Genomic DNA, 25354 nt, shown 5'->3' on the forward strand with positions numbered 1-25354 from the left:
AGAACATAAATTATCAGATTGATAATTATGGATGTTTTAGCATCGATATAGCCTTGGATGGATCTGCCGCAGAAAACACCGAATTACCCGCCACAAAAACGTTGGCACCAGCCGCTATCAGCTTTGCGATGTTCTGGTTTCCTACCCCACCATCTACTTCGATGTACAGGTTTGGATTGGTATTGGCGCTCATGGCCTTTACCTCGGCAACCTTCGTGTAAGTATGCTCGATAAACTTTTGCCCGCCAAAACCGGGATTTACCGACATTACTAACACCAGGTCAAGATCGGCAATAATATCTTTCAATAAAGCTGTTGGCGTAGCGGGATTTATGGCTACCCCTGCTCTGCAGCCCAATTGTTTTATAGCCTCTACAGTGCGGTGCAAATGCGGGCAAGCCTCGTAATGTACGGTGATGCTATCGGCGCCTGCATCAGCAAAATCTTTAAGGTAACGATCAGGGTCAACAATCATCAGGTGCACATCCAGCGGTTTGGTAGCGTGCTGTTTGGTGGCTTTCACCACCGGGAAACCAAATGAAATATTGGGTACAAACATACCATCCATCACATCAACATGAAACCAATCGGCCTCGCTGTTATTTATCATTTCAACATCGCGCTGCAGGTTTGCAAAATCCGCAGATAATATAGAAGGTGTTATCAGGTGATTCATAGCGGTAAATATACGGATATTGTTTTATAAGGAGTTGACAGTTTGCAGCCGGCATTTTCTGCAAACCGCCAACTATCCACTGCAAACTTATTAAATCACCATCTCCGGGATTTCACCTTCTATGATCAGCTTACCGGCCGTTGCAGCTTTTATTTCCTCTACAGTTACCCCAGGCGCACGTTCCAGTAGTTTAAAACCACCTTCGGGCAGTACATCAAGAACGGCCAGTTCGGTCACTATTTTTTTGACACACTTGATGCCGGTTAGCGGCAGGGTGCAATTTGGCAACAGTTTAGATTCGCCGGCTTTATTTACGTGCTGCATGGCCACAATAATGTTTTCTGCGGATGCTACGAGGTCCATTGCACCGCCCATGCCTTTTACCATTTTACCGGGGATCTTCCAGTTGGCTATATCGCCGTTTTCGGATACTTCCATAGCGCCGAGGATGGTAAGGTTTACCTTTTTTGCCCTGATCATCCCAAAACTCATAGCCGAATCAAATACCGCCGAGCCCGCCAACTTGGTTATGGTTTGCTTACCCGCGTTGATAGTATCCGCGTCCTCCTCGCCCTCAAACGGGAATGGCCCCATACCCAGTAATCCGTTTTCAGATTGCAGGATCACATCCACATCATCCGGGATATAATTTGCTACCAGCGTTGGGATCCCGATACCCAGGTTAACGTAGTAACCGTCTTTTACTTCTTTAGCTATTCGCTTTGCTATGCCTGTTTTATCTAACATTAATTTGAAAATTTGATGATTTGAAAATTTGAAAATAATTTCAATTGCTCTTGGAACTTGAAATTATTTTAGAAACGACTTTAATTATCACGGATAATTTGTCGAGCAATACTGGATTAAACGGATAGCTTTTTGAAAACTGACATAACAATAAAAAGTATTCGGTCTCATCAGCCTCTTTTGCTGAAATTTTTAATTTATGGATAAAGTCCGCTTTGCTCTCTGCATTTTGAGCCTCTCGTACATTTGCGCCAATAGAAGTTCCACATCTAATTAATTGACGCGCAATCGCAAATTTTTTTAATGCTTCTAATTCTTCACAAAACGCTATCACATCTAATGCAAATTCGAAGGTTAGTGTAACTATCAGTTTGTCTTTATCATTCCTCATTTTCAAATCTTCAAATTATATCATTTTCAATTTTTTTTCTCACCGTCCTCTGCTCTATCCTCTTTTCATAGTTCTCTCCCTGGAAAATGCGGTGCACGTAAATTCCGGGGGTATGGATGTTATCCGGGTCCAGTTCGCCGGGTTCTACCAGCTCCTCTACTTCGGCAATGGTTATTTTACCTGCCATTGCCATTACGGGATTAAAGTTACGTGCGGTTGAGCGGTAAACCAGGTTACCCAGCCTATCTCCCTTCCAGGCTTTCACAATAGCGAAATCGGCATCAAAGGCCATTTCCATCAGGTAATCTTTTCCGTTAAAGTTGCGCACTTCTTTGCCAATGGCAACTTCGGTACCAATACCTGCGGGGGTAAATATCGCGGGCATACCGTAACCTGCCGCCATGCAGCGGGTGGCAAGGGTTCCCTGCGGGATGAGTTCTACTTCCAGTTCGCCGCTCAACAGCTGGCGTTCAAACTCGGCGTTTTCGCCAACGTAAGAGGAAATCATTTTTTTAACCTGGTGTTGGTGCAGTAAGAGGCCGATGCCAAAATCATCAACCCCGGCATTGTTAGAGATACAGGTAAGATCCTTTACTCCTTTTTTGACCAGGGCCAGGATGCATTTTTCGGGAAGGCCGCACATGCCGAAACCGCCAAGCATCAGGGTGCTGCCGTCTTCTATATCGCGTATGGCCTCGTCGGCGCCGCTCACAACTTTATTCATGGTGTATTATTGGTTGCGGTAAAATTAGGCATTTTGGTTGATGCACAATACTATGCAAGCATAATAAATTACTTCTTGTTAATTTTCCTTTTACTGTCCTGTCCCACTAATTATGACAGTGCGGTGGGACACTTACTTAAATATTTGACAAACAATTACTTACAAATAATCGAAATAAGACTACACTTAAATAAATACTTTAAATTTTTCACACAACTACTTGACAACAAGTATACTATGAATTTTAAACACTTGTTTTAATATATAAAAAAACGGTACAGAATGGGACACCGTGGAACACCCCATAGTTAACTTCTGATTAATAAATCCAAACAATTACAACAGCCATTTCGTTATCAATATACATCAATTTTTAAAAGAAATGGAAAGCAATAACGATAACAACCAGCAAGATAAACCAACCTCTTACCGCGTTGAAGACGACGATAATTTGGAAGAGAAAGACCTTCGCAGAACCGCCTTTATGTTTGGCAGCGAGGAAAAGAGCGGTGATGAACCGGGTATGGAAGCTAATGGTGCAGGCGGACTACGTTTCGGCGAAAACGCTAATACCCCGTCCGGCGACGACAAGAACAACCCATCGCAAAACGCGGGTTACAGCAATGAATATTTCCGCCGTACCGAGCCATCTGACGAACATCCTGAAAACAATAATTTTAAAGACCCTAACCAGTTAGGCCAATCCAACTACACCGAAGCAACAGGCGCCGCGACCACCGGTCAATCGGATAATGAGGATAATGGGCCGACAAAAGAGGGTTCAGAAAACGACCAAAAAACGCCAGAAAACGACGCTAATGATAATGAAGGTAATCGCAACGAATCGCAGCAAAGTTACCAGGAAGGCACTGCTGATGGGAATGATAACGTAAATATCCCGGGACCCAATGAAACACCGGATCAGCAAAAGGTTGGGGAGTAAAGCCTGACCCTACTGTCATTTCGAGGGAAGCGCAGCGACGAGAAATCTTCTACGAGCGACTAAGAAACCGTTGAAAGTGTGTTGTAGACGATTTCTCCTCGTACCTCGTTCGAAATGACATGGTGATTAGAATAATTCGCGAATAGATCCTTCGCTATCGCTCGGGATGACAAATTTATCTGATACCTACCACTTAAACGTCTTTTCAATATACGCTATCAGGTCCTCTCCCATGGTTTGCTGCTCTTTAACACTTGGGTGGCCGTTTGTATTTTTATAGGGAAAGAAATGGGTGTAAACACCTTTATCATTTAAGCCGGCAACGGCTTTTTCTATATATCCCGGCCATGCCGAACCTTCTTTGGTGGCATCCATAGCGCCAAGCGCACATACAATTTTCACCTTGGGATATTTTGCGCGGATGCTTTTAATAAAGTCCTGATAATGGTTTATGATGAACTCCGGCGTTGGCGGGGTTGTACCAAAAAGAGCTTTAAACTGTTCGTGTTCCTCCTTTTTTGTTAACCATGAATCATTTTGAAACAGGTTTACCACAACCAGCTCGGGCGTAAATTTGCTAAAATCCCATTTGGCTTTATCGTGCGCGTAGGCGCGATCATAAATGTCCGGCATCACGTAGTCGAACCAGCTGATAATGACGCCGATGCCACTTTTAGAGATTGAATTAAAATTGGCATCAAAATGCCTTGCCGCTACATTTGCATAGGCGGCATAACCGTTCTCGTAATCGTTATCGCCCCTATCCTTGCCGGTGGTATCTTCATCGGCCATGCCGCAGGTAATAGAGTCGCCGTAATATTCAATTGTATGTTTAAAGGTTGGCGGGGCAAGTAGTTTCCCATTGATATTTAACCCGTAAAACCAGGTACGGCCCCAATCGTATTCGGTACGCTTGAACAATTGCAATTTGTGCTTACCTGTAGGCAAGCCCGAGATCAACTCATATTCCGTTTTACCCTTACTTAACTTAACCACCTTAGTTACTTTCCCATCTACCACTACATTATAATAGTTAAGGCCGTTCTCGTCATTCATGGTGGCTTTTACAGCCGTGCCGTTAAAGTTAACGATAACAGATGCAGCCGTCCACGAAAGCTCGGCAGTGCTATCTTTCATCGGCACTCGCCCCATGTAATGGATCTTTGGGTTATTAAAGTTTACAAGGGTTTGCGCGTGAGTGCTTAGCGCAGTGGCTAATAAAAGTATAAATGCAAATGCTTTAAATCTTATCATGATATTTATTAGGCGTATCAATCTTCCACTTTGTCATGCTGAACGTAGTGAAGTATCTATTCGCCACCAAGCATTTCCGATATGTATAGTTCGGTAATAGATCATTCGCTGTCGCTCAGGATGACAATTCTAATCTATTTTAAATAAACATAAGTTATCCCGTCGCCACCCCTATCCGGGTGTTCATCTTCCATGCGGTCTACCTGATCATATTTTTTAAGGTACTGGCGAATCATCTTGCGTAATATCCCGTCGCCTTTGCCATGGAGTACCTTCAGCGTACCAAAACCCATCATCAGCGCCCTGTCAAACAATTTTTCAATCGCGAACAAAGCATCCTCGGTGCGCTGGCCGCGTACATCAATCTCAGGGCTAAAGCTGGCTATATCGCCGGTCTGGCTAATGGTATTGCGCCTCGCTTCCTTCGGGATGGTAGATCTGGCTACCTTTTCCAGTCGTTTACGTTTCACCACGGTGCGCAGTTCGCCCATGGCAATCACTACGTTATCTTTTATCAGCTCCAGGATCTGGCCGGTGGTATCGCCGTCTATCAGTTTCACCCAATCGCCAACTTTAAGGTCTTCGTCAATAGCAACCTTTGGTTTCGGCACATCAGTTTTAACAGTATTTTTCCTAACCTCGTTATTCAAATTTTCCCGCAGGTTACGGGTTACTTCTTTATCAGCATTGCTGCTTTTGATCTCGGCAATGGTATTTTCAACAAGCTTATTAGCGTTCAGAATGATGTCTTTGGCTTCCTGTTTGGCTTCTTTAAGCAAGGTTTTACGGTTCTCGTCTAAAAAGCTTTTTAGCTCCTCGTTCTCGGCAAGCAAGGCATTTACACGTCGCTGCTGTTTATCCAGTTGCAGCTTGGTATCAAAAATATCCTTCTTCTCCCGTTCCAGATCAACCAATAAGCTATCTACCTTTTTTTGCCCGCTGCTTATCTTGTTTTTAGCCAGGTTAAGCACATTTTGTGGCAAGCCTATCTTTTGGGCTATTTCAAACGCATACGAACTGCCGGGTTTACCAACCTCCAGCATATACATGGGCAGCATTTCGGTGTTATTAAACAACATCGACGCGTTTTCTATCCCCTCGGTATGGCTGGCGAAGATCTTTAGGTTAGAGTAGTGGGTGGTAACCATCCCCCTCACCTTTTTATGGTTAAGGGCCTCCAGCACGGCTTCGGCTATGGGGCCTCCAAATTGCGGGTCGGTACCGGTACCAAACTCATCTATCAGTATCATGGTTTTGCCATTGGCATCTTCCACAAACTTTTTCATTTTTGAAAGGTGTGCGCTGTATGTACTCAAATCGCTTTCTATCGACTGGTCGTCACCAATATCAACAAAAATTTGCTTAAACACCCCTACTACGCTATCAGCGGCAGCAGGGATAAGCAACCCTGCCTGTACCATCATTTGCAGCAAACCAACAGTTTTCATACAAACAGATTTACCGCCCGCGTTAGGGCCCGAAACTACAATTACACGCGTGCCATCGTCTATACCTACGTTAAGCGGCACAACCGTTTTACGCTCTTTTTTAAAGCTGAGATATAACAACGGGTGGCGGGCATTCAGCAATCTTAGCTTTGCCTCGTTAACAACTTTAGGCATCTCGGCCTCGATATCAATTGCAAATAAAGCCTTGGCACGCACAAAATCCAGCTTTGTAAGCAAGCCATGGTACGATAATAAAAGTGGCACGTACGGCCTTAATTCATCGGTTAAAACGGTTAAGATCTTAATGATCTCGCGGCGGCGGTCAAACTCCAGATCGCGGATGCGGTTATTAAGGGAGAAAACCTCCTCCGGCTCCATATAAACCGTTTGGCCGGAGGCCGATTCATCATGGATAAAACCTTTCAGCTTACGCTTATTCTCGGCAAGCAGCGGGATACAGATACGGCCATCGCGCACAGTTAATGAGCCGTCGGCCGTCCAGCCATTAGCGCTGGCGGCCTTAAAGATCTGGTCTATCTTTTTACGGGCTTCCTGCTCTGCCTTGGCAATGCCCGATGTAATTTCCATCAGCTCGCGCGATGCATTGTGGCGGATCTTTCCTTTTGGATCGATAATGGCATCTATCTTTTTAAGGATAGCCTTCTCTATAGGCAGGTGCTCAAAAAGTGCTTCGAGGTTTGGGTAAACACCTGTACGCTCGTTAAAGTAAGCGATAACCGCGAACACCGTGGTAAGCGACGCCTGCACCTGGAAGAACTCGTCCTCAGATAAAAAAGAACCCTCTATTCTGGCTTTATTAGCCAGCGATTTGATGTCGTAAAAATTATTGATGGGCAGCGCGGCGTCGTTCTGCAAAATATTCTTAAACTCATTGGCCTGGTTCAGAAATTTGGCTATCAGGTCATAATTGCTCATCACCTGGATCTTATCCACCATCTCCTGGCCCATCACACTCAGGCAGTGCGCCTTTATTAATTGTTTAACCTCGGTAAAGCCAAGTTTATCCGCGCTATTTTGTGGGTACAGCATTATTAACGGGCTTTAAGGGTTTGTTTGATGCCTTGTTGGTAGAATCTAATTTAGCTTTTATCGTAGCTTCGATCTTAACGTACATATCCTGCACTATATCGGGATGTACCGCATAGTATTTGAGGCTTTTTTTATATTCGGCATCAGTTGTGTGATGCTTTTTAAATACGGCATCGTATTTAGCCCTGCCATATTTAAATAAACTATCCGGCAGTTGCGGTGCTGTGTAAACAGCTCCATCAACTAAGTGGATATCGGTTAGCAGGCTTATCATTGCTGGCTGCTGTATAATATCTTTAGGCACATCTTTGTTGTCGCAGGCTGTCAAACAAATCAATCCCAAAAAAAACAAGCTTATATATTTTTGCATTCTGTAATTTAGCGGCGTTATATAACGCAAAATTACGATAAATGAGCATAGCCGATAATATTAAAAGTTTAAAAAAAGAAACCGGCGAAATAAACGTAGCCCTACTGGCCGTTTCTAAAACAAAGCCTGCCGAAGACCTGCAGCAAGCCTATGATGCCGGGCAGCGCCTGTTTGGTGAAAATACCGTGCAGGAACTGGTAGAAAAGCAAGAGCAATTACCCAAAGATATTGAGTGGCACCTTATTGGGCACCTGCAAAGCAATAAGGTTAAGTACGTTGCGCCCTTCATTAGCATGATACAATCTGTAGATAGCATTAAGTTACTGCAAGAAATAAACAAGCATGCCGAAAAGAATAAGCGTGTTATTGATTGCCTGCTGCAAATTTACATTGCCGATGAGGAAACCAAATTTGGTTTAGGGTTTGACGAGGCCATAGAACTTTTGCGCAGCGAAGAGTACGCGGCATTAAAAAACATCCGCGTCCGCGGATTGATGGGCATTGCCACCAATACCGACGTTGAAAAGCAGATAAAAGATGAGTACTACGAGTTGAAGACCTTTTTCGACGGGATAAAGGTTAGCTTTTTCCGCAAGGAGGAATCGTTTGATACGCTATCTATGGGCATGTCATCCGACTACAAAGTAGCCATTGAGCAGGGCAGCAATATGGTGCGCCTGGGCAGTACCATTTTTGGCGGCAGGGCTAAAAAGACAGTCTCAAACCCCAATTAACTGAATTAAAGATTTTAATAGAATATCATCATGAGTCATAATAACTCAGCCGATCAAAAGTTCGCTCTTCAGGGCTCCGGAGGGATAACCCGCGTCGCGGTAAAAGCCGATTGCCCGCGCCTGATGGAGCTGGTTAATGAGCTTGCCCTGTTTGAACGCGCCCCCGAAGAAGTAACCGTTTCGCTGGAAGAATTTGAGGATGCCGGTTTTGGTGCCAACCCCGTTTGGAAGGCTTTTGTAGTGGAAGCCGACAATATGATTGTTGGGTTTGCCGTATACTACATTCGCTACTCTACCTGGAAAGGTAACCGTTTATACCTCGAAGACTTGATAGTGACCGAAGATTATCGAGGCAGGGGCATTGGTAAATTACTTTTCGACAGGCTGTTTGAGGAAGTGCGCCAACGTGGCTTTAGCGGCATGGTATGGCAGGTACTGGACTGGAATGAGCCCGCCATTAAATTTTACGAAAAGTACGGCGCAAACATTGAAGCAGGTTGGCTAAACGCATCGCTCTCTAAAGAACAAATTGAAAACTTGTAGATGTGAAGAGAGGATGTGCAGATGTGCAAGTATGCAGATGTGCAAATGCAAAATTCGAAATGAGGCAATCACAAAATCATATAATGATGAAAGTAACATCACTCCTGCTATTGGCCGCATTGGGCCTTAGCTCATGCAAATGGGGTAACGAAAAAAAGGTACAAACCGACGGAATATTCAGGGATACTATTGCTTACACCTACCAGGCCATCCACGAACGTGCTGCAGATTGTGGCAGTAAACCGGATAGCACCTGTACCGTGGTAGATATCAAATACCCGGTTTTTAAAGCCAAGCCTGTTTTAAATGATACCGTGAAACATAAACTGCTAAACATGTTTATGCTGGGCGAAAAGCCAGACACAAGTATAAAAGCAATGACGGAGGCATTCATCAAATCGTACAATGATTCTAAAAAAGATGATCCGCAAAGCAAAATGTATTACACGCTGGACAGTTACGCCAAAGTTATTGGCCAGGATTCCGCATTGATAACGCTTGAGTATGGAGGTTATGCTTTCCAGGGAGGCGCGCATGGCGGTAGCTTTACCGGTTTTATAAACTGGGATGGTAAGCTGAATAAAAACGTTACGCTTGATGATATTTTGATAGCTGGTTATAAACCAGAACTTACCAAAATTGCCGAGCGCATTTTCCGTAAGGATGAAAAACTTACCCCAACCAAGCCGCTTGACGATTACTTTTTCGACAAAAACAAATTCGCGCTGAACGAGAACTATTCGATAACGCCACTTGGTTTAAGGTTTATGTACAACCAGTACGAAATAAAACCCTATGCGGCCGGCCAAACCGAGCTGATCATCCCCTATTCAGAAATTTCTAAACTTATGCGGCCACAGTCTGTCGCTTCACAATATTTACATAAAAATGCTGGTATTTAAGTTCGGCGGTGCATCGGTTAAGGATGCGCAGGGTGTTATAAATTTAGGTAACGTTGTTAAAAGCTACGAGGGTAACCAGATTTTGGTTGTGGTATCCGCTATGGGTAAAACCACCAACGCGCTGGAGCGGCTGACCAACGCCTATTTTAACGGCACTGATGATATGAACGGGATCTTTGAAGAAATAAAAGAATATCATTACCACATCGCCCACGAACTCTTCGGCGAGAGCCACCCCGTGTTTGACGATATTGCCAATACCTTTGTAGAAATAGACTGGGCCATTGAAGACGAGCCCCATGATGAGTACGACTTTATTTACGACCAGATCGTATCCATAGGCGAACTGGTATCAACCCGCATCGTGAACGCCTGGTTTAACCATACCGGCATCACCAGCAAATGGCTTGACGTGCGCGGTTACATTCATACGGACAATACTTACCGCGAAGGTGTGGTGGACTGGGATAAAACCCGTGCAGCAATACAAAAAGACATCCCTACAATGTTAAATAAAGGCGTTGTGGTAACGCAGGGCTTTTTAGGCGGAACATCAGAGAACTTCACCACTACGCTTGGTCGCGAGGGATCTGATTACACGGCATCGATTATTGCGGCATGCCTTGGCGCGGAATCTGTCACTACCTGGAAGGATGTGCCCGGCATACTAAACGCCGACCCAAAGCATTTTGCCAATACTATCAAATTTGACGAATTAAGCTATCAGGAAGCTATAGAGATGACCTATTACGGCGCAAGTGTTATCCACCCAAAAACGATAAAACCTTTACAAAACGCCAAAATACCGCTATTAGTTAAGCCATTTACCGACCCAACCGCATCCGGTACGCAGATAAAAGAAGGCGCAGTAAATAAATTTGATAAGCCGGTTATCATCATAAAGCAAAATCAGGTATTGCTCTCTATCTCGGCTAATGACTATTCGTTTATATCTGAAAGCCACCTGAGTGAGATTTTCGGGTTGTTTGCCAGGCACCATGTAAAGGTAAATATGATGCAAACATCAGCATTAAGCTTTACGGCCTGTATCGATTACGCTGCCGATAAATTTGAGAAGCTTTTGCAGACGTTAAAGGAATCGTTCAAAGTGAAATATAATAACGAACTTACGCTGATAACCCTGAGGCATTACACCACCGTCGCGGTTGACGAAGTAACCAATGGCAAAACAGTTTTAATGAAACAAACCAGCAGGAACACCGCGCAGGTTGTATTGAAATGATTTCTAAAGAAATATAAGTAAGGAACAGGCTATCACCGCGAAAATACCATTCAGGAAGTTAACCTCGTTATTGTTTATATAACCCCTGCGCTCCAGCACTGCACCCAAAACGGAATCGGTAAGGTTACCCACGGTACCTGCTATAATGATGCTGAGGAATAGGCTGTTCAACCCAAAATTGAGGGCAAATATCAACGCTATAATCACAGATCCTCCAAGGCCTATCAATATGCCTTCTATGCTTACTACCCCATCCCTACCCCTTTCATCAGCTTTAAAGGTGGTTATGTTATAAAAACGTTTCCCATAAATTATCCCCAACTCTGAAGATAAGGTATCAGCAGTTGCAGATGCAAATGCAGCGGCCATAAGGATGGTTGCCAGCAAAGTATTTTCAGGCATGATAAAAGCCAGTAAACCTAATATCGCAGGCAGGCCCCCGTTGGCCAATACCTGTCGGGCATCACGCTTTTCGGGGTGCTCATCGCTTAAATTGCGCTTCTCTTCTTTTTTGTAGGAGGTCGCCAGGATGGAGAGCAAGAAAAACATGGCCAGCATTGCTATCCCAATATAACCAGTGCCAAGGTAAACAAGTGCCGCCACAACCCCACCTGTTACGGCACCTGCAAGTGTAAGCTTACCCGCTTTGTAACTGGCATAACTTGCAGCAAATATGAGTAATGTGAATATAACGTGAATTATCAGCATTTACATCAAACATATAAATTAGTTTACAATACGTCATTACCTCGTAGACGATGCGCGGAAGGGCTTGCTACAATAAAAAACGCCCTTAGTTTTCACCAAGGGCGTTTAAGGTATTAAACCAAAGCATTAATGTTTATTATCGTGTTTACGGGTGTTATCCTTATTCGATGTTTGATCGGAACGTTGGCCGCCGCCATTGCTTATACCCTTTTGTTTTTGTGTTTCCTTAGCATCTACATAAGCGCGGTCGGAGGTTGACGATCCTTGTCCGGTTACATTGTTTTTTGTTTCCTGGGTTTTCATAACAGATGTATTTAAGTTTATAAATAGACCTTACAGCCTTTGTTATACCTTGCAACAACCATACCGTTCCTATCAGTTTGCAGTTATTAGTTTGAAGTTTGCCCGAAAAATTTGCCTTTGCCCGGCCAGGTAAATAAGATGCAGGTGTAAAACAAATACCTGTACTTGATTATTCATTAATAAGCATGGATAAGTCAAAACAGGTAGTATTAAGCGGACAGCTTAAATGGGTAGAGCGCATTGCATCCGTTATGGATGATAAATTTAAAGTGCCGGGCACAAACTTCCGTTTCGGCCTCGACCCTATCCTCAACCTGATCCCCTTTGCGGGCGATGTCTCGGGTTTTATCGTATCGGCCGCGTTGCTTTACGTGATGGCAAAAAACGGCGTTAGCCGCAAAGTACTCATCCTTATGACGATCAATATTAGCATAGATGCCATTGTTGGCGCCATCCCTTTATTAGGGCAGATCTCCGATTTTTACATCAAAGCAAATACCCGCAACATTCAACTATTAAAAGAACATTACAGCGAAGGCAAGCACACCGGCAGCGGCAACGGTATCATCGCGCTATTATTGATTGTCCTTTTGATAGTTTTCAGCGCGGTGCTGTACATAAGCTACCTGTTATTACACTGGTTATTCAGTTTGGGTGGTTGAGATTTCATAAGTATAAGGCATATTGGTTAGCGTACCGGCGGTTATGTTTGCTACATTAACAGATATTAGCTTAAAACCAATCTAAACATTTAACATTGAGCTGTTAAATATGTAAAGGTTACGCGTTGTAATTTGGGTGAATAGTTTCCTTACGGTATGGCTTTAGCGTACCTTTGCAGCAATGGACTATTTTAAAAACCTGCTCTCGCTGCTCAAAATTGAGCGCGACGAAGACAGGGGCGCATACTTAAAACTCACACAAACCACATCTGTTACCGATAGGCGCGCGACAGGCATTACCTGGTACCCTATCGCTATCCGTGGGTCTGAACCAAGCCGGGGAGATTACCTTACGGTTGAGCTTGAGCGCACCACAAATAAAGACATATCGCACCAATTTAAGTTTGGCGCGCCTGCCGTGCTGTTCTCCAACCATGATGCCGGTACCGACCGCGTGGAAGGGACTATAGCATACGCAGGCGGTGATCGCCTGAAAATAACCCTTTTTACCGATGAACTGCCTGATTGGACACGCAACGGCAAACTGGGCATAGAATTACTATTTGATAACAACAGCTACGATGAAATGCAGAACGCCCTTAAACAGGCATCTGCATTAGTTGATAAGCCGGAAGGGAAATTGATCCGTGTGTTGACGGGACAAGCGGAGCCTTCGTTCAACGAAATATATGAGGCACCCATTGATGGCCTAAACGCCTCACAACTTTCGGCAGCGCAAAAAGCACTGGCAGCGCAAGACCTTACCATTATACACGGCCCGCCGGGCACAGGTAAAACTACCACCATTGTACAGGCCATTAAACGCCTGATAAAACAGGATGGCAAACAAATCTTAGTAGTTGCCCCGAGCAATACAGCTGTAGACCTGTTAAGCGAGAAACTGGCAAACGAAGGCCTCAATGTTTTGCGCGTGGGCAATCCGTCGAAGGTGTCTGAAAAGCTGACGTCCCTTACATTAGATAGCAAGATGGCGGCGCATGCCTACACAAAAGACATTAAACAGCTTAAGAAACAGGCGGCTGGCTACAAGGACATGGCTCATAAATACAAGCGCAGTTTTGGCAAAGCCGAGCGCGACCAGCGCAAAGCCCTGTTTGACGAAGCACACCGCATGATAAAAGATGTGGGCAAGATAGAGCAGTTTATCATTGATGATCTGGTAAGTAAAGCGCAGATAATAACGGCCACCCTGGTAGGCAGCAATCATTATACCGTGCGCGATGTAAAGTTCAACACCGTGGTAATTGACGAGGCCGGCCAGGCACTTGAACCCGCCTGCTGGATCCCTATATTAAAGGCGCAAAAGCTCGTTATGGCCGGCGACCATTTCCAGTTACCGCCAACCATTAAGTCTAACAAAGCAGCTAATGAGGGTTTAAGCACAACGCTGCTTGAAAAATGCGCGGTACTGCACCCCAACGCCGTTACCTTGTTGGAAGAACAATACCGCATGAACAAGGATATAATGGGCTTCTCATCCAAAGAATTTTATGGCAATCGTTTAAAGGCAAACGCATCTGTTGCCAAGCGTTTGCTTTTTGATAGCGATATGCCTATGAGTTTTGTTGATACCGCAGGCTGTGGCTTTGATGAAAAGCCAGATGGTACAAGTTCCGTAAACCCCGAAGAGGCGGTGTTTCTACTGAAGCACTTGCAGCAACTTGCTGATATGATTGAAGCAAAAGACTTGCCTTTCCCGTCGATAGCCATCATATCACCATATAAAAGCCAGATCCGCATCATAAAAGAATTGTTTGAGGCATCTGCCCTGCTACCCCATGCCGATAAGATCGCTATAAATACTATAGACAGTTTCCAGGGGCAGGAACGCGATGTGGTTTATATCAGTATGACGCGGAGCAACCCGGATGGCATTATCGGTTTCCTTTCGGATATCCGCAGGATGAACGTGGCTATGACACGGGCGCGTAAAAAGTTGGTGATCATCGGTGATAGCGCGACCATTACCCGCCTGCCTTTTTATGCGGATATGATGAGTTATGCCGAGCGAATAGGCGGCTACCAAAGTGCTTGGGACTACATGAATTAACGCTTCCTGTGTTTATAAGTTAATTGCATACTCTCCATAATTCTTAGGATATTTAGCGCTTTGGCTGCAATAAATTTTAGGTGAGCAACGTACAGGACAACCACATAACCGATCATGTTTTTATTTTGAGGGATACCCCCTTTCAAAATATCACCGGGGTGGTTATTGCTAATAATTCAGCATCCGGAGCTTACCCCGATGCCGACCAATATAAGGACATCGCCCCAAAACACATTGCTGTTAATGAGGGTGTTTTTATCAACCAAACCAACGGAACGTTCCCGCCAGTGGATGTTGTGCAGCATGCCGATGGTTTGTTACTTACCTGCAATTGTGATAGCATACCGGGCAAACTTTGTGACCATCAGGCCTTGGTATTAGGGGCCATTACCCGCCGGGATGAACTGGGCATTTTCTTTAACAACAAGCTTCGCCACGAAAAACTGAAACGCTCGGCTTATGATTATGGATTGGAAAATGAACCCGATCTTGACCGTTATTTTAAACTTGATTATCAGCATAAAATAGTAACTGTTAATCCGTTAAGCAACTCGCTTATGCCGATAACTAAAGAGAGTTTATCTGGTTTAAATGACTTGATAATACCTACTGAAAATCAACATGTTAAAGAGGATGAGCGAACGGTTTGCGTAGTTATTAAACAGCATAAATATTACCAATACCTGTTCATTGAACTATACTCTGCCAAAACCACTAAAGAGGGCAAGATAAAGAACCCCATGGCCCCTGTTAACCCCCTGGACCTGATCTGGGAAACGGACGATAATAACCGGCTTAAGTTTTATACGGGCATCAATAAATTTCAAAACCACCTCAACTCCAAACGCACCGAGGCCGATATAAAAGCCCTGCGCGCCATCGTTAAAAACACGCCCGACTATCCCTTTTATTATCACGACAGTGCTATCTCAGAAAACATAACAGCAACATCTGTAGTCCCGGTTAAAGTGGCCGTGCTGCCACATGATGTGAAGCTAACGGTGGATAGCAAAGGGCAGTTTTTCGAATTGTCCGGGTCCGTAAAGATCGGCAAAACGGATCATCCGCTTAAAGATCTCGACCTACGTTTTAACTATTTTGTGTTGCTGAACGATACCCTTTACCTGGTGGATAACCTGCAGGTTTTGGCGTTGATAGACCTGCTTAAGAAACGAACGGATAATTTGCTGATCCATCAGTCGAAATTCACGGAGTTTAAAGGCGGTTTCTTATCGAAACTCGAAGATAATATATTGGTTGCCTACAAATATATTAGGGCCGCCACGCCTATACAGCTACAGCAGCAAGGCTTTGTAAAGGAGACGGAGCAAATCATTTACCTGTCGGATTTTGGCAGCCATGTGATGCTGTTGCCGGTAATGCGCTATGGCGAGGCCGAGATTCCTGTACGTACAAAGCGTATGATCTATGGCAGGGATGCCAAAGGAAAAGAGTTTTTGGTGGAGCGTAATGATGAGGCCGAACTTGCGTTTACCGCCCTGCTCACCAAACAACACCCATGGTTCCCGGAGCAATTGGAGGGCGACGACCTGCCCTATTTTTACCTCCATAAGCGGTATTTTTTACAGGAGGATTGGTTCTTGAATGTAATTGAGGATTGGAAGGCACATGATATTACCGTTTTAGGTTTTAACGAACTGGAGGGCAACAAGCTTAACCCAAATAAAGTGAATATCACCATCCGAGTGTTAAGCGGCATCAATTGGTTCAATACCGAAGTAAATGTGCGCTTTGGCCGTAAACGGGCCGCTTTAAAGCAGGTGAACAAAGCAGTACGCAACAAAAGCAAATATGTGCAGCTGGATGATGGCACCATGGGCATCCTGCCTGCCGAATGGGTGGAAAAGTTTGCCGAATACTTTAATTCGGGCGAGATAGTGGATGATATACTACAGATCCCTAAAACCAACTTCCAGACCGTATCAGAGCTTTTTGAGGACGCCATGCTGGATGATGAGGTAAAAACGGATATCCAAAACCTCCAGTTAAAAGTGATGGATTTTGAATCACTTAAGGAAGTTACGATATCGCCGGATTTTAAAGGCACACTGCGCCCCTACCAGCATCAAGGCTTAAACTGGCTAAATTTTTTAGATGACCTGAATTTTGGCGGATGTTTGGCAGATGATATGGGCCTTGGTAAAACTCTGCAGATCATTGCGTTTATCCTGTCGCAACGGGATAAGGTTAAGCGCAATACCAACCTGCTGGTTGTACCCACCTCGCTAATATTTAATTGGCAAATGGAACTTAAAAAATTTGCCCCCTCCATCCGCATCCACACTATTTACGGTGCCGACCGGATCAAAAACACGGATGAGTTTGATACTTTCGAGGTAATCCTTACTTCTTATGGTACGCTGTTAACGGATGTGAATTTCCTGAAAAGCTATCGGTTCAACTATATTTTTCTTGATGAATCGCAGGCCATCAAAAACCCCGATTCGCAACGGTACAAGGCTGTGCGGTTATTGAAAGCGCGTAACCGTATTGCCATTACAGGTACGCCTATCGAGAATAACACTTTCGATCTTTATGGACAGCTTTCATTTGCTTGTCCCGGCCTATTGGGTACAAAACAATACTTTAAGGATATTTACGCGGTGCCTATAGATAAATTCAAGAGCAATAAACGCGCTGCAGAACTCCAGGCTAAAATTAAACCGTTTATACTGCGCCGCACCAAGCAACAGGTGGCCGAAGAACTTCCCGATAAAACCGAAATGGTACTGTATTGCGAGATGCAGCCACAACAGCGAGGTATTTATGATGCTTACGAAAAGGAATTTAGGGAATATATTTCTGCCACTACTGATGACTTGCTCAAGCGCAGCCCGATGAATGTTTTGAAAGGCCTTACCCGCCTGCGCCAGATCTGCGATTCGCCCATGCTGCTTACGGGCGATAAACCACCGGGCGATGAATCGGCCAAGATAGCGATGCTGATAGAGCAGATAGAAAGCAAATCGCCACAGCATAAGATCCTGGTGTTCTCGCAGTTTGTTACCATGCTGGAACTGATCAAAAAAGAATTGATTGCTCGCGATATTCAATTCAGCTGGTTAACAGGCAGCAGCCGGAACCGCGAGGCAACGGTGAACAATTTCCAAAATAACCCGGAGATAAGGGTATTTCTTATCAGCCTTAAAGCAGGCGGTGTTGGCCTTAATTTGACCGAAGCCGATTATGTGTACCTGGTTGACCCATGGTGGAACCCTGCCGTTGAAAACCAGGCAATAGACCGTACCCACCGCATCGGTCAGCATAAAAATGTGGTAGCCGTACGATTGATTTGCCCCGATACGGTTGAAGAAAAGATAATGGACATGCAGGACACCAAACAACAGCTGGTTAAAGACCTCATCAAAACTGACGCGTCATTCCTGCAATCACTCTCCAAAGCCGACTTGCTTGGCCTGTTGCGAAAATAGCTGCCGCCGTATCATATTATACACCTATAATATCAAATAGTACAACATTAAAAAATTGCTTTTAAGTAGGTTTGTTTTATAAACCAATGTTACGGGTAAACCCAAAGGACCAACCATGAAGCATTTTTCCTTAAAACAACTCATCGGCTTTGCCATAGCTGTATTTGCATTTTTAGGCAGTACTAATATAGCGCTGTCGCAAATCAAAAATTTTAATAAAAACGGCGGCCAGATAACGCGCTTTAGTACCGTTGGTAACGCTGTGGATGCGCATGATGGTGAGATAGCCTACTTTGGCGATACCTACTATTTATATGGCACCAGTTATGATTGCGGTTTTCAATGGGGTAACAAGGGCGCGCCGTTTTGCGGGTTTAAGGTGTATTCTTCAAAAGATATGAATAACTGGGCAGACCGTGGCTATCTCTTCGATGCCACCACCCCCGTTTGGCAAACGCGTTGCGATGGCAAAACGTATGGCTGCTTTCGCCCGCATGTTATCTACAATGAAAAAACCAAATTATACGTGCTGTGGATAAACGTTTATGATAACCAGGTTGGTTACCGCGTGTTCACCGCTAAAACACCTGTAGGCCCTTTTAATGAAGTTGCAGAACCACATTTATCCGTAAACAGCGACATGCCCGTTGCAGGCCTGAACAACGGCGACCATGATACCTTTATTGATGATGACGGCACGGCATACCTGGCCTTTACCGACTGGCGCACAAAAGGGACCATCGTGATAGAAAAATTGAGCCCCGATTACCTAACGGGTACTGGCGAATTTGTAAAAGGCATCACCGAGGGCGAAACAGAAGCCCCCGGCCTATTTAAACGCAAAGGTGTTTACTACGTAGTTTATTCTGACCCTAACTGCGGGTATTGTTCGGGAACGGGTACATCCTATCGAACGGCTAATTCACCGCTCGGCCCATGGTCAAAGGCTACCAAGATCAGCGATAATTCTTGCGGCGGGCAGCCTTCATTTGTATCGACCATTAAAATTAATTCGGAAACCGTTTACCTTTATGGCAGCGACCTTTGGAACAATGCCGCCAAGAACGAAGCACTTGCCAATTTTTACTGGGCGCCACTAACTTTCGCGGCCGATGGTAGCATTAACCCGCTTAAATGTTTCGAGGCGTATAAAATGCCAAAAGCACGGTCTGCCCAAACCCACTACAGCATCAAAGGTGATATTGCCGGGGACACAGCACGCGCACAATCTTTTACAGCTAAACGATCTGGAAAACTAAGCACATTGAATATAACCGTTTTCAAAAACAACTATCCGGATGCATCATTGATGGTGGAAGTTTACAGGGCAAACGGTTTAAAACAACCTGTAGGCAAAGCTTTATTTACGGAAAACATCCCGGCAGAGAAAATTGGCTGGTCGGCAAAGCACATAAGTCTAAAACCTAATCTTCGGATTGCAAAAGGCGGCCATTACGTGTTCGTTCTTAAATCTGCTGCCACTAAAGGGTGCTATGGCTTTGCTTACAGCGATATCACGCCTTATCCGGGCGGTAGCGAATCAATAAGTACTGATCGCGGCAAAATATTCAAAACTGAACCAAACCGAACATTAAAGTTCCAAACGTTTGTTACCAATTAAAGCTATATCGATTCCCTGATAATGGTATTGAACGGCACTTTAATATGGGTGTGGGTACTATTTAATACCAACTGGGCAGCATGTTTACCCATAAATTCAAAATCAGTAGATATGGTGGTGATGCCGTTCAATATAAACTTTTTGAGTGGGGTTTCATTATAAGAGATCAGGCCAACATCCTCTTTCAACTTTAAGTTTTGTTGCAGCAATAGATTTATCACGGCAACAAGGTCATCCTCGGTAAGGGTAATATAGAGCGTATCTTTACGGATCTTTTGATTGCTCATGTCTGATAGGATATCGTATTCGCAATTATATTGTTTACAAAAGCTAAGGAAACCTATAAGTATATCAACCGGGAAATAACTATTTTTTGGAAAGACAATGGTACATGAGTGATAGCGTTTTATTTGAGGGAGCAATTCCTCCAGCGCGTTAAATATATCATTCTCAAAATCTTCGTACACCGCACCAAAATCACCCTCGACACCTTCAACCAGTTTACCAAGCAATATCAATTTATCTTTGGGGATCTGGTTGATCACCTCGTGGGCATTGTCGATCTTATCTATAAAATGGGGCACAACAACAACCTTATCGTAGCTGTCCTGCTTCTCTAACAGGATCTTTTTGAAAAAATTAAAACTATTGTTATAGATGTAAAAATCGATGGAAGCTTGATTTCCAAGCGCTTCGGCAAAGGCATCGTACATGAGTTTTTTGTGGCTGCTAAGTTTATTGAACAATAGCAGCACCTTTACCGGCCTGTCCAAGTTTACGTTTGAAACATAATACCCCTTGCCATGCACAGAACTTATAATACCACTCTTTTTCAGTGTATTATAAGACTTGGTTACAATATTCCTTGAAATATCAAGCGCGATGCTCAGATCATTAATAGAAGGCAGGATATCGTTCTCATCAATCAGTTTTTCATTTATCCCCTGCAAAATACAGTTGCATAACTGCCTGTAATAAGGCGTTAACGAGTATTCATCAATCTTTAATATTTTAAGAAAATTCTTCATGTATAAACTTACGCTAAGCTAAAATTATAAAGGCCTGTTAGCAAACCTTAACCGTATCTATCTTTAATATGTGGCCCAGTTTTTTAATTTTTGAAGCGATATGCCCCCTACCGATAGCACAATGATGCGCGGGCCCCTGCGCGTTCCAGGCCTCCACAAAATAACGTGCACCTAACGGGAATTTATAACGGCTATTGGTATTGCCTATTTCCAGGATCTCGCCCGCTACAGATTCTCCCTCGGCAACTAATAGTTTCAGCCGCCCGTCCCCGGTTTCTACAACAGACAGCAAGGTAACCGGCCCGTGCTGTACCGACATTTCTACCGATAACCCACTACCCACCTTGCCATGATATACTTGCAAGGGCTTTACTTTTATTTTGCCTTCGGCTATGCGCGGGTGGCAAGGGCCATCGTGCCCCATCAGCACTACATCATCATTAAAATCCATGGCGTAGTACTCGGTAAAAGAACCTCCGGCTCCAAAGCTGTCCATTATTTTCATGGCCTGGGCATTTTTGATCTCGTACTCGCCCGCTACCGGGATGTTCCTGCCCGTTAGTAACGAATTACCAAGAATAATGGATGAAATGGTATCCTCATTAACATTACCCGTCCCTTTGTGATAGTATGCGAGCGAACCAAGTTGATGCTTATTTACCAATTTATCTAAAGCTACGGCAGTTAGCGCGGCCCGGTTAAGTTCTTCACCCGGGCAATCAGCCTGAACATCAAATTCATTTGCGATCTCTGCGAGTTTAGCTTCAATTTCATCATCCGTAATCGTATCCCGCAATGCTGATAGTTCATCCACTTCTATTACTTCCATGTGGCCGCCAAAGGTTGCGCATTGCAGCGTTTGGTCGGTATAAATATCCATCATACCACCGTAGTAGTTGCCCATTAGGCCTAAGCGGTTATAATACATTATGCGGGCTACTTTAGCAGCATCTATCCATTCCTTTGCCTCGTTCCAAACCTGCGGGTCGTTTTGCAGCATACCTGTTATTTGATGGAACGGTATGCTACTGCGATTAAAAACATTGGCTATCTCGGGCACTGAGCATGATGAGCAATGCGCCAGCCACTCGCCCGTCATAACGGTACGGTCTGTTAAAGCGTTAAAGCTTTTATAGTCGATGCCGGCTTCCGGCGAAAGGTTCAATACAATAACCGGCACACCTGCCTTACGAACCACCGGCAACACGGTGGATGATAATGCGTAGGTAGTTACATACAAAAATATGATATCAACATCTTCGCGTTTAAAGGCATCGCCTGCTTCAAAGGCTTTCTCCGGGGTGTCTATCAATCCAAGGTTTACAATGTCGGCATCAAAGGCTTCCATGCTTTTGGCTACCGCATTTACATAGCCTGTTAAGCGTTCCTGTAACCCTGCAAATTGTTCCCAATATGCTTGCAACCCTATGCCAAATAAGCCTACTTTGGCTTCAGTTTGTTTCATGCGATATCCTATTTGCTTTTGATTTCCTGAACTATGGTAACCGGCCCCATCAATCCCGACGGTAACAATGGCGATTTACCGCTATACTGTTGTGTGGTGGTAAATGTGTACCGCCCGCTGGTGCGTGGTTGGCCTTTAAGCAACCACTCCGGCCAATTATCATCTACAATGCCGTCGTATGGTTTTGACTCATCGCCTATCAGCCTGTTTGGCCAAAGGTTGGCGACTTCAATCTTCAGTACGTTATTTTTTTGTTTTAGGGACGATGATATATCTATCCGCCATGGTGCTGTCCATACCACGCCAAGGTCTTTACCATTCAAGATAACGCGGGCAAGGTTATTAACTTTACCCAGATCAAGATAAACCGGCGATGAACCAACAACCGATACATCAAATTTCTTGTAATAACTTGCTATACCCGAATAATATTTAATGCCATCTACCTGGCTTTTTGTCCAATCGGCAAGGGTGTCAAAAACGATATGCGCAGGGCCACCCCATTTAGGATCAAAATTTACGTCCCACGGGCCGGTTAAATTTGCTAACGTCTTTTGAATAGTTGTGTTAGATAAGCCCGAGGCTTTCCATTTATTGTTTGCCGAAAACACCACGAAGCAGCTTTCATAAGCGCCTAATTGTAAGGGGACAAGTGTTATACCTTTAGCAGTTTTAAATGCTTTAATCCTTTTTATTTTACCGGATATGGCATCCCACAATTCCGGCGAACCTTTTATAGTTCTGAATTGCCCGGTGAAGCTAACCTGCCCATCTGTTTTGTTGCTTAAAAAGTAAATATCCCAATTTGCAGCGGTGCGATGGGTGTACCTAATCGGGCCATCGGATAAAAAATCTTCCTTAACTTTTTTAGCTTTCAGGATTTTGGCAACAGCATCATAAGTTGGATATAAATGGTCGATATTCTCGCTCAACGCACCGCTCCAAAACAGCGTGCCCTTGCCATATTGGCGACGCATTTCTTTAGTTGGTTTAGCAATAGAGCCCCAGATCTGTTTACTTAAAGCCTCCACCTTGCTATCGCACAGCGGATAACCAGCCAAACTTGGCGAGCGCAACGGCGGGCTGCCCACAACCGTTGCGCCCAGTTTTAAAAGGTTGCCAATTTTGGTAAGCAGCTGAGGTGTCATGGCTTCATATACCGGCAGCACCAATACTTTGTAAATTGCTCCAGATGGAAAAACAATATTATTATTTACTACCGTAGCCTCCATCAACTGGCCCGGCGAGCAACCATCAAAGTTAAAGCCCCGCCTATCGCCTATGGTATCGCCCAATATGGCTGAAGATGGTGGTACAAACACGTGTGGCGAACCTTCTGGTGTTAAATAAAGGATATCGGCTACCGTGCGGCCCTGCTGCAAAATGTATTGGCAACGGGTAATATAATCATGGTAGCCGCCAACCATTGGCCACCACGTTTGGCTGCGGTCCCAATGGACGCCATAAGGGCCCATTGTCGCGCCTGGTCTAAGGGAATCTGCCAGGAACTGGTTTTGAAATGTGTGATAAACAAAACGGTTGATACCTGTTGCAAACGCCCAGTCGCCCTGGTTTTTCATGGAGCCGGGGTACTGTTTCCAGCCTTCATTGTCCTGCGCGGTAAAAGCCTCGGCAGGCACAAGGGATCTGCCCATAACATGCCCAATGGATGTAGCCTCTATAACACTGTAGGTGGAGTTAAAGCCAAAGCCTTTGCTCCAAAACTCGCCCATGGGCACATCGGCTACGCTACCTAATTCAAGGTCGGCAGTAGGGTTCATGTCATACGGTTCTATGGATAAACCAAGGCCGTGGCGTTTGGCGTATGCCTTTACATGGCCGGCATGGTTCGCCAGGATTACTTCCTGCGAGGTTTGCCTTAAGTCCCATAAAAAACGTTCGCTCTCCTCCGGGCTACCCACAATAATGCCCGAGTAAACAGGGTAATATTTTAACGGATCATAGCCGCGTCGTTTTATAAACTCTTTACGGAAGTTGGCTGTCCAGTTTTGTGCGCCCATTTCCCAACTGTCCATGTGCAGGCGTTTTAAACCTCCGGGTTGGTTTTTATTTACCTTACCTATTTTTTTTAGCAGCTTGCCTATATAGTTTTCAAGGTGCGCGTTTAGTGCTGTAGTATCAAACTTATCAGCTTCGAAACCCAAGCCTGGCACAGGCGCAGGGCGGGTAATAGCACCATTATTGCGGCTGCCAAAACGCATCACTATCCATTTGCCAGCAGGTGGCAACCAGTTCAGTGTACCATCGGCACGCATTTTACCCGTAAGGTCAATGATCTTATTTTTGGCGATGGCAGTGCTTTTATCTGCATTATTAGAGGGGGCTGACAAATATGGTTTAACAACCGCCGAACTATATGGCGCACGCACGTACAATGCCTTCTCATCCAATTCAGCAATTCCATTATTTTTATCTGTAGTTTGAAAAGCTAAAACCGCCACATCCTCGTAATAATCCAGCCATTGTTTTTTAAATTCGCCGGTCAGGTTGTCCTCGCCGAAAAATGGCTTTTTAGGTTTAGGTACAGGCAGTACAATATTCTTATCGCCTGCAGAAACCACAACCTGGCTCGACACCAAATGCTTCATCGATTGATTGCCTTTAACCCAGGGGCCTCCGCTACCCGTCCATCCCGGGCCAATGCCCAAAGTGATCTCGATACCTAAACGGCGGGCTTCATGCTCAGCATGTACAAAAAGAGAGGTCCACTTGTCACTTAAAAACTCAACTGGGCCGCGCGGTACGCCTACATTAACTTCCAAAAAAACCAGGTTACCTATCCCCGCTTTTTTCATCGACTCCAAGTCTTTGGTAATGGTTTCGGCCGACATATTGCCATCCATAAAATACCAGTAAACGCCGGGCTTATAAGCATCGCCGGGATGTGCAAACGACGCTTTCATTTTAGCCATTTGCGCGTTAGCAAAAACACTAAAAAGCATCAGGAGCAATACGGGCAAAATAGTTTTCCTGTAAATCATTGGTATTTGGTGAACAC

21 protein-coding genes are annotated in these 25354 nt (G+C 44.6%); 9 read left to right on the forward strand and 12 right to left on the reverse strand.

Annotated features, from left to right (window positions below; genetic code table 11):
- Positions 1–25 precede the first annotated feature (25 nt).
- The 4 genes from rpe to ACVW0P_RS05035 form a co-directional block, all read right to left on the reverse strand.
- Positions 26–676 carry a ribulose-phosphate 3-epimerase gene (rpe, locus tag ACVW0P_RS05020; RefSeq protein ID WP_457131103.1) on the reverse strand — a complete coding sequence of 217 codons (651 nt, stop codon included), beginning with the start codon at positions 674–676 and terminating at the stop codon, positions 26–28.
- A gap of 90 nt (positions 677–766) precedes the next feature.
- Positions 767–1423 (reverse strand): 3-oxoacid CoA-transferase subunit B, encoded by a 657-nt coding sequence (locus ACVW0P_RS05025; protein WP_457131104.1) that lies wholly within the window; start codon positions 1421–1423, stop codon positions 767–769.
- A gap of 40 nt (positions 1424–1463) precedes the next feature.
- On the reverse strand, positions 1464–1814 hold the full coding sequence (locus ACVW0P_RS05030; protein WP_457131105.1) for a four helix bundle protein: 351 nt from the start codon (positions 1812–1814) through the stop codon (positions 1464–1466).
- Positions 1815–1824: 10 nt separating this feature from the next.
- Complete coding sequence (locus ACVW0P_RS05035; RefSeq protein ID WP_457131106.1) at positions 1825–2538, reverse strand: CoA transferase subunit A; 714 nt, start codon at positions 2536–2538, stop codon at positions 1825–1827.
- Positions 2539–2920: 382 nt separating this feature from the next.
- Between ACVW0P_RS05035 and ACVW0P_RS05040 the strand changes: the two genes are divergently transcribed.
- The gene (locus ACVW0P_RS05040; RefSeq protein WP_457131107.1) at positions 2921–3481 is read left to right on the forward strand and encodes a hypothetical protein; all 561 of its coding nucleotides are present in this window, start codon (positions 2921–2923) and stop codon (positions 3479–3481) included.
- Positions 3482–3667: 186 nt separating this feature from the next.
- On the opposite strand, the gene ACVW0P_RS05045 is transcribed toward ACVW0P_RS05040, so the two are convergent.
- The 3 genes from ACVW0P_RS05045 to ACVW0P_RS05055 form a co-directional block, all read right to left on the reverse strand.
- Entirely contained in the window at positions 3668–4735 is a 1068-nt protein-coding gene (locus ACVW0P_RS05045; RefSeq protein ID WP_457131108.1) for a GDSL-type esterase/lipase family protein, read from the reverse strand.
- A gap of 134 nt (positions 4736–4869) precedes the next feature.
- Positions 4870–7233 carry an endonuclease MutS2 gene (locus tag ACVW0P_RS05050; RefSeq protein WP_457131109.1) on the reverse strand — a complete coding sequence of 788 codons (2364 nt, stop codon included), beginning with the start codon at positions 7231–7233 and terminating at the stop codon, positions 4870–4872.
- Positions 7214–7603, reverse strand: a complete 390-nt coding sequence (locus ACVW0P_RS05055) for a DUF4296 domain-containing protein (protein ID WP_457131110.1) — start codon at positions 7601–7603, stop codon at positions 7214–7216. Before ACVW0P_RS05055 ends, ACVW0P_RS05050 begins: the two co-directional genes overlap by 20 nt.
- Before the next feature lie 41 nt (positions 7604–7644).
- On the opposite strand from ACVW0P_RS05055, the gene ACVW0P_RS05060 reads away from it, so the two are divergent.
- The 4 genes from ACVW0P_RS05060 to ACVW0P_RS05075 all read left to right on the forward strand — a co-directional run bounded on the left by ACVW0P_RS05060 (position 7645) and on the right by ACVW0P_RS05075 (position 11025).
- Positions 7645–8337 (forward strand): YggS family pyridoxal phosphate-dependent enzyme, encoded by a 693-nt coding sequence (locus ACVW0P_RS05060; protein WP_354430564.1) that lies wholly within the window; start codon positions 7645–7647, stop codon positions 8335–8337.
- A gap of 30 nt (positions 8338–8367) precedes the next feature.
- Entirely contained in the window at positions 8368–8880 is a 513-nt protein-coding gene (locus tag ACVW0P_RS05065) for a GNAT family N-acetyltransferase (protein ID WP_354430565.1), read from the forward strand.
- 83 nt (positions 8881–8963) lie between these two features.
- Positions 8964–9782, forward strand: a complete 819-nt coding sequence (locus tag ACVW0P_RS05070) for a DUF3298 domain-containing protein (protein WP_457131111.1) — start codon at positions 8964–8966, stop codon at positions 9780–9782.
- Positions 9769–11025 (forward strand): aspartate kinase, encoded by a 1257-nt coding sequence (locus tag ACVW0P_RS05075; RefSeq protein WP_457131112.1) that lies wholly within the window; start codon positions 9769–9771, stop codon positions 11023–11025. The genes ACVW0P_RS05070 and ACVW0P_RS05075 overlap by 14 nt, the downstream gene beginning before the upstream one ends.
- 3 nt (positions 11026–11028) lie before the next feature.
- Here ACVW0P_RS05075 and ACVW0P_RS05080 read toward each other — a convergent pair whose 3' ends face one another.
- Positions 11029–11733: a DUF92 domain-containing protein gene (locus ACVW0P_RS05080; RefSeq protein ID WP_457131113.1), complete on the reverse strand. Its 705-nt coding sequence runs from the start codon at positions 11731–11733 to the stop codon at positions 11029–11031.
- A gap of 126 nt (positions 11734–11859) precedes the next feature.
- Positions 11860–12036 carry a hypothetical protein gene (locus ACVW0P_RS05085; RefSeq protein ID WP_457131114.1) on the reverse strand — a complete coding sequence of 59 codons (177 nt, stop codon included), beginning with the start codon at positions 12034–12036 and terminating at the stop codon, positions 11860–11862.
- 185 nt (positions 12037–12221) lie between these two features.
- Between ACVW0P_RS05085 and ACVW0P_RS05090 the strand changes: the two genes are divergently transcribed.
- The 4 genes from ACVW0P_RS05090 (at position 12222) to ACVW0P_RS05105 (ending at position 19842) form a co-directional block, all read left to right on the forward strand.
- Positions 12222–12698, forward strand: a complete 477-nt coding sequence (locus ACVW0P_RS05090) for a DUF4112 domain-containing protein (RefSeq protein WP_457131115.1) — start codon at positions 12222–12224, stop codon at positions 12696–12698.
- A 181-nt stretch (positions 12699–12879) separates the two neighbouring features.
- Positions 12880–14769, forward strand: a complete 1890-nt coding sequence (locus ACVW0P_RS05095) for an AAA domain-containing protein (RefSeq protein WP_457131116.1) — start codon at positions 12880–12882, stop codon at positions 14767–14769.
- Positions 14770–14849: 80 nt separating this feature from the next.
- Positions 14850–18221: a DEAD/DEAH box helicase gene (locus ACVW0P_RS05100; protein WP_457131117.1), complete on the forward strand. Its 3372-nt coding sequence runs from the start codon at positions 14850–14852 to the stop codon at positions 18219–18221.
- A gap of 115 nt (positions 18222–18336) precedes the next feature.
- Positions 18337–19842: a family 43 glycosylhydrolase gene (locus tag ACVW0P_RS05105; protein WP_457131118.1), complete on the forward strand. Its 1506-nt coding sequence runs from the start codon at positions 18337–18339 to the stop codon at positions 19840–19842.
- A 2-nt stretch (positions 19843–19844) separates the two neighbouring features.
- Here ACVW0P_RS05105 and ACVW0P_RS05110 read toward each other — a convergent pair whose 3' ends face one another.
- Genes ACVW0P_RS05110 through ACVW0P_RS05120 form a run of 3 tightly spaced genes read right to left on the reverse strand, consistent with a single transcriptional unit; the run spans position 19845 to position 25337 of the window.
- Complete coding sequence (locus ACVW0P_RS05110; RefSeq protein WP_457131119.1) at positions 19845–20870, reverse strand: GntR family transcriptional regulator; 1026 nt, start codon at positions 20868–20870, stop codon at positions 19845–19847.
- Between the two features lie 37 nt (positions 20871–20907).
- Complete coding sequence (locus ACVW0P_RS05115; protein WP_457131120.1) at positions 20908–22335, reverse strand: arabinose isomerase; 1428 nt, start codon at positions 22333–22335, stop codon at positions 20908–20910.
- Between the two features lie 8 nt (positions 22336–22343).
- Entirely contained in the window at positions 22344–25337 is a 2994-nt protein-coding gene (locus ACVW0P_RS05120) for a glycosyl hydrolase (protein WP_457131121.1), read from the reverse strand.
- Positions 25338–25354: the final 17 nt, after the last annotated feature.

It is taken from the genome of Mucilaginibacter sp. UYNi724, from assembly GCF_054057495.1.

Bases quoted from the DNA above. Each gene is read 5' to 3' on its own strand.
- ACVW0P_RS05075 (WP_457131112.1), top strand. From the start codon at position 9,769: ATGCTGGTATTTAAGTTCGGCGGTGCATCGGTTAAGGATGCGCAGGGT.
- ACVW0P_RS05040 (WP_457131107.1), top strand. From the start codon at position 2,921: ATGGAAAGCAATAACGATAACAACCAGCAAGATAAACCAACCTCTTAC.
- ACVW0P_RS05025 (WP_457131104.1), bottom strand. From the start codon at position 1,423: ATGTTAGATAAAACAGGCATAGCAAAGCGAATAGCTAAAGAAGTAAAA.
- ACVW0P_RS05095 (WP_457131116.1), top strand. From the start codon at position 12,880: ATGGACTATTTTAAAAACCTGCTCTCGCTGCTCAAAATTGAGCGCGAC.
- ACVW0P_RS05055 (WP_457131110.1), bottom strand. From the start codon at position 7,603: ATGCAAAAATATATAAGCTTGTTTTTTTTGGGATTGATTTGTTTGACA.
- ACVW0P_RS05030 (WP_457131105.1), bottom strand. From the start codon at position 1,814: ATGAGGAATGATAAAGACAAACTGATAGTTACACTAACCTTCGAATTT.
- ACVW0P_RS05120 (WP_457131121.1), bottom strand. From the start codon at position 25,337: ATGATTTACAGGAAAACTATTTTGCCCGTATTGCTCCTGATGCTTTTT.
- ACVW0P_RS05060 (WP_354430564.1), top strand. From the start codon at position 7,645: ATGAGCATAGCCGATAATATTAAAAGTTTAAAAAAAGAAACCGGCGAA.
- ACVW0P_RS05115 (WP_457131120.1), bottom strand. From the start codon at position 22,335: ATGAAACAAACTGAAGCCAAAGTAGGCTTATTTGGCATAGGGTTGCAA.
- ACVW0P_RS05065 (WP_354430565.1), top strand. From the start codon at position 8,368: ATGAGTCATAATAACTCAGCCGATCAAAAGTTCGCTCTTCAGGGCTCC.
- ACVW0P_RS05080 (WP_457131113.1), bottom strand. From the start codon at position 11,733: ATGCTGATAATTCACGTTATATTCACATTACTCATATTTGCTGCAAGT.
- ACVW0P_RS05085 (WP_457131114.1), bottom strand. From the start codon at position 12,036: ATGAAAACCCAGGAAACAAAAAACAATGTAACCGGACAAGGATCGTCA.
- ACVW0P_RS05035 (WP_457131106.1), bottom strand. From the start codon at position 2,538: ATGAATAAAGTTGTGAGCGGCGCCGACGAGGCCATACGCGATATAGAA.
- ACVW0P_RS05105 (WP_457131118.1), top strand. From the start codon at position 18,337: ATGAAGCATTTTTCCTTAAAACAACTCATCGGCTTTGCCATAGCTGTA.
- rpe (WP_457131103.1), bottom strand. From the start codon at position 676: ATGAATCACCTGATAACACCTTCTATATTATCTGCGGATTTTGCAAAC.
- ACVW0P_RS05070 (WP_457131111.1), top strand. From the start codon at position 8,964: ATGATGAAAGTAACATCACTCCTGCTATTGGCCGCATTGGGCCTTAGC.
- ACVW0P_RS05110 (WP_457131119.1), bottom strand. From the start codon at position 20,870: ATGAAGAATTTTCTTAAAATATTAAAGATTGATGAATACTCGTTAACG.
- ACVW0P_RS05090 (WP_457131115.1), top strand. From the start codon at position 12,222: ATGGATAAGTCAAAACAGGTAGTATTAAGCGGACAGCTTAAATGGGTA.
- ACVW0P_RS05045 (WP_457131108.1), bottom strand. From the start codon at position 4,735: ATGATAAGATTTAAAGCATTTGCATTTATACTTTTATTAGCCACTGCG.
- ACVW0P_RS05050 (WP_457131109.1), bottom strand. From the start codon at position 7,233: ATGCTGTACCCACAAAATAGCGCGGATAAACTTGGCTTTACCGAGGTT.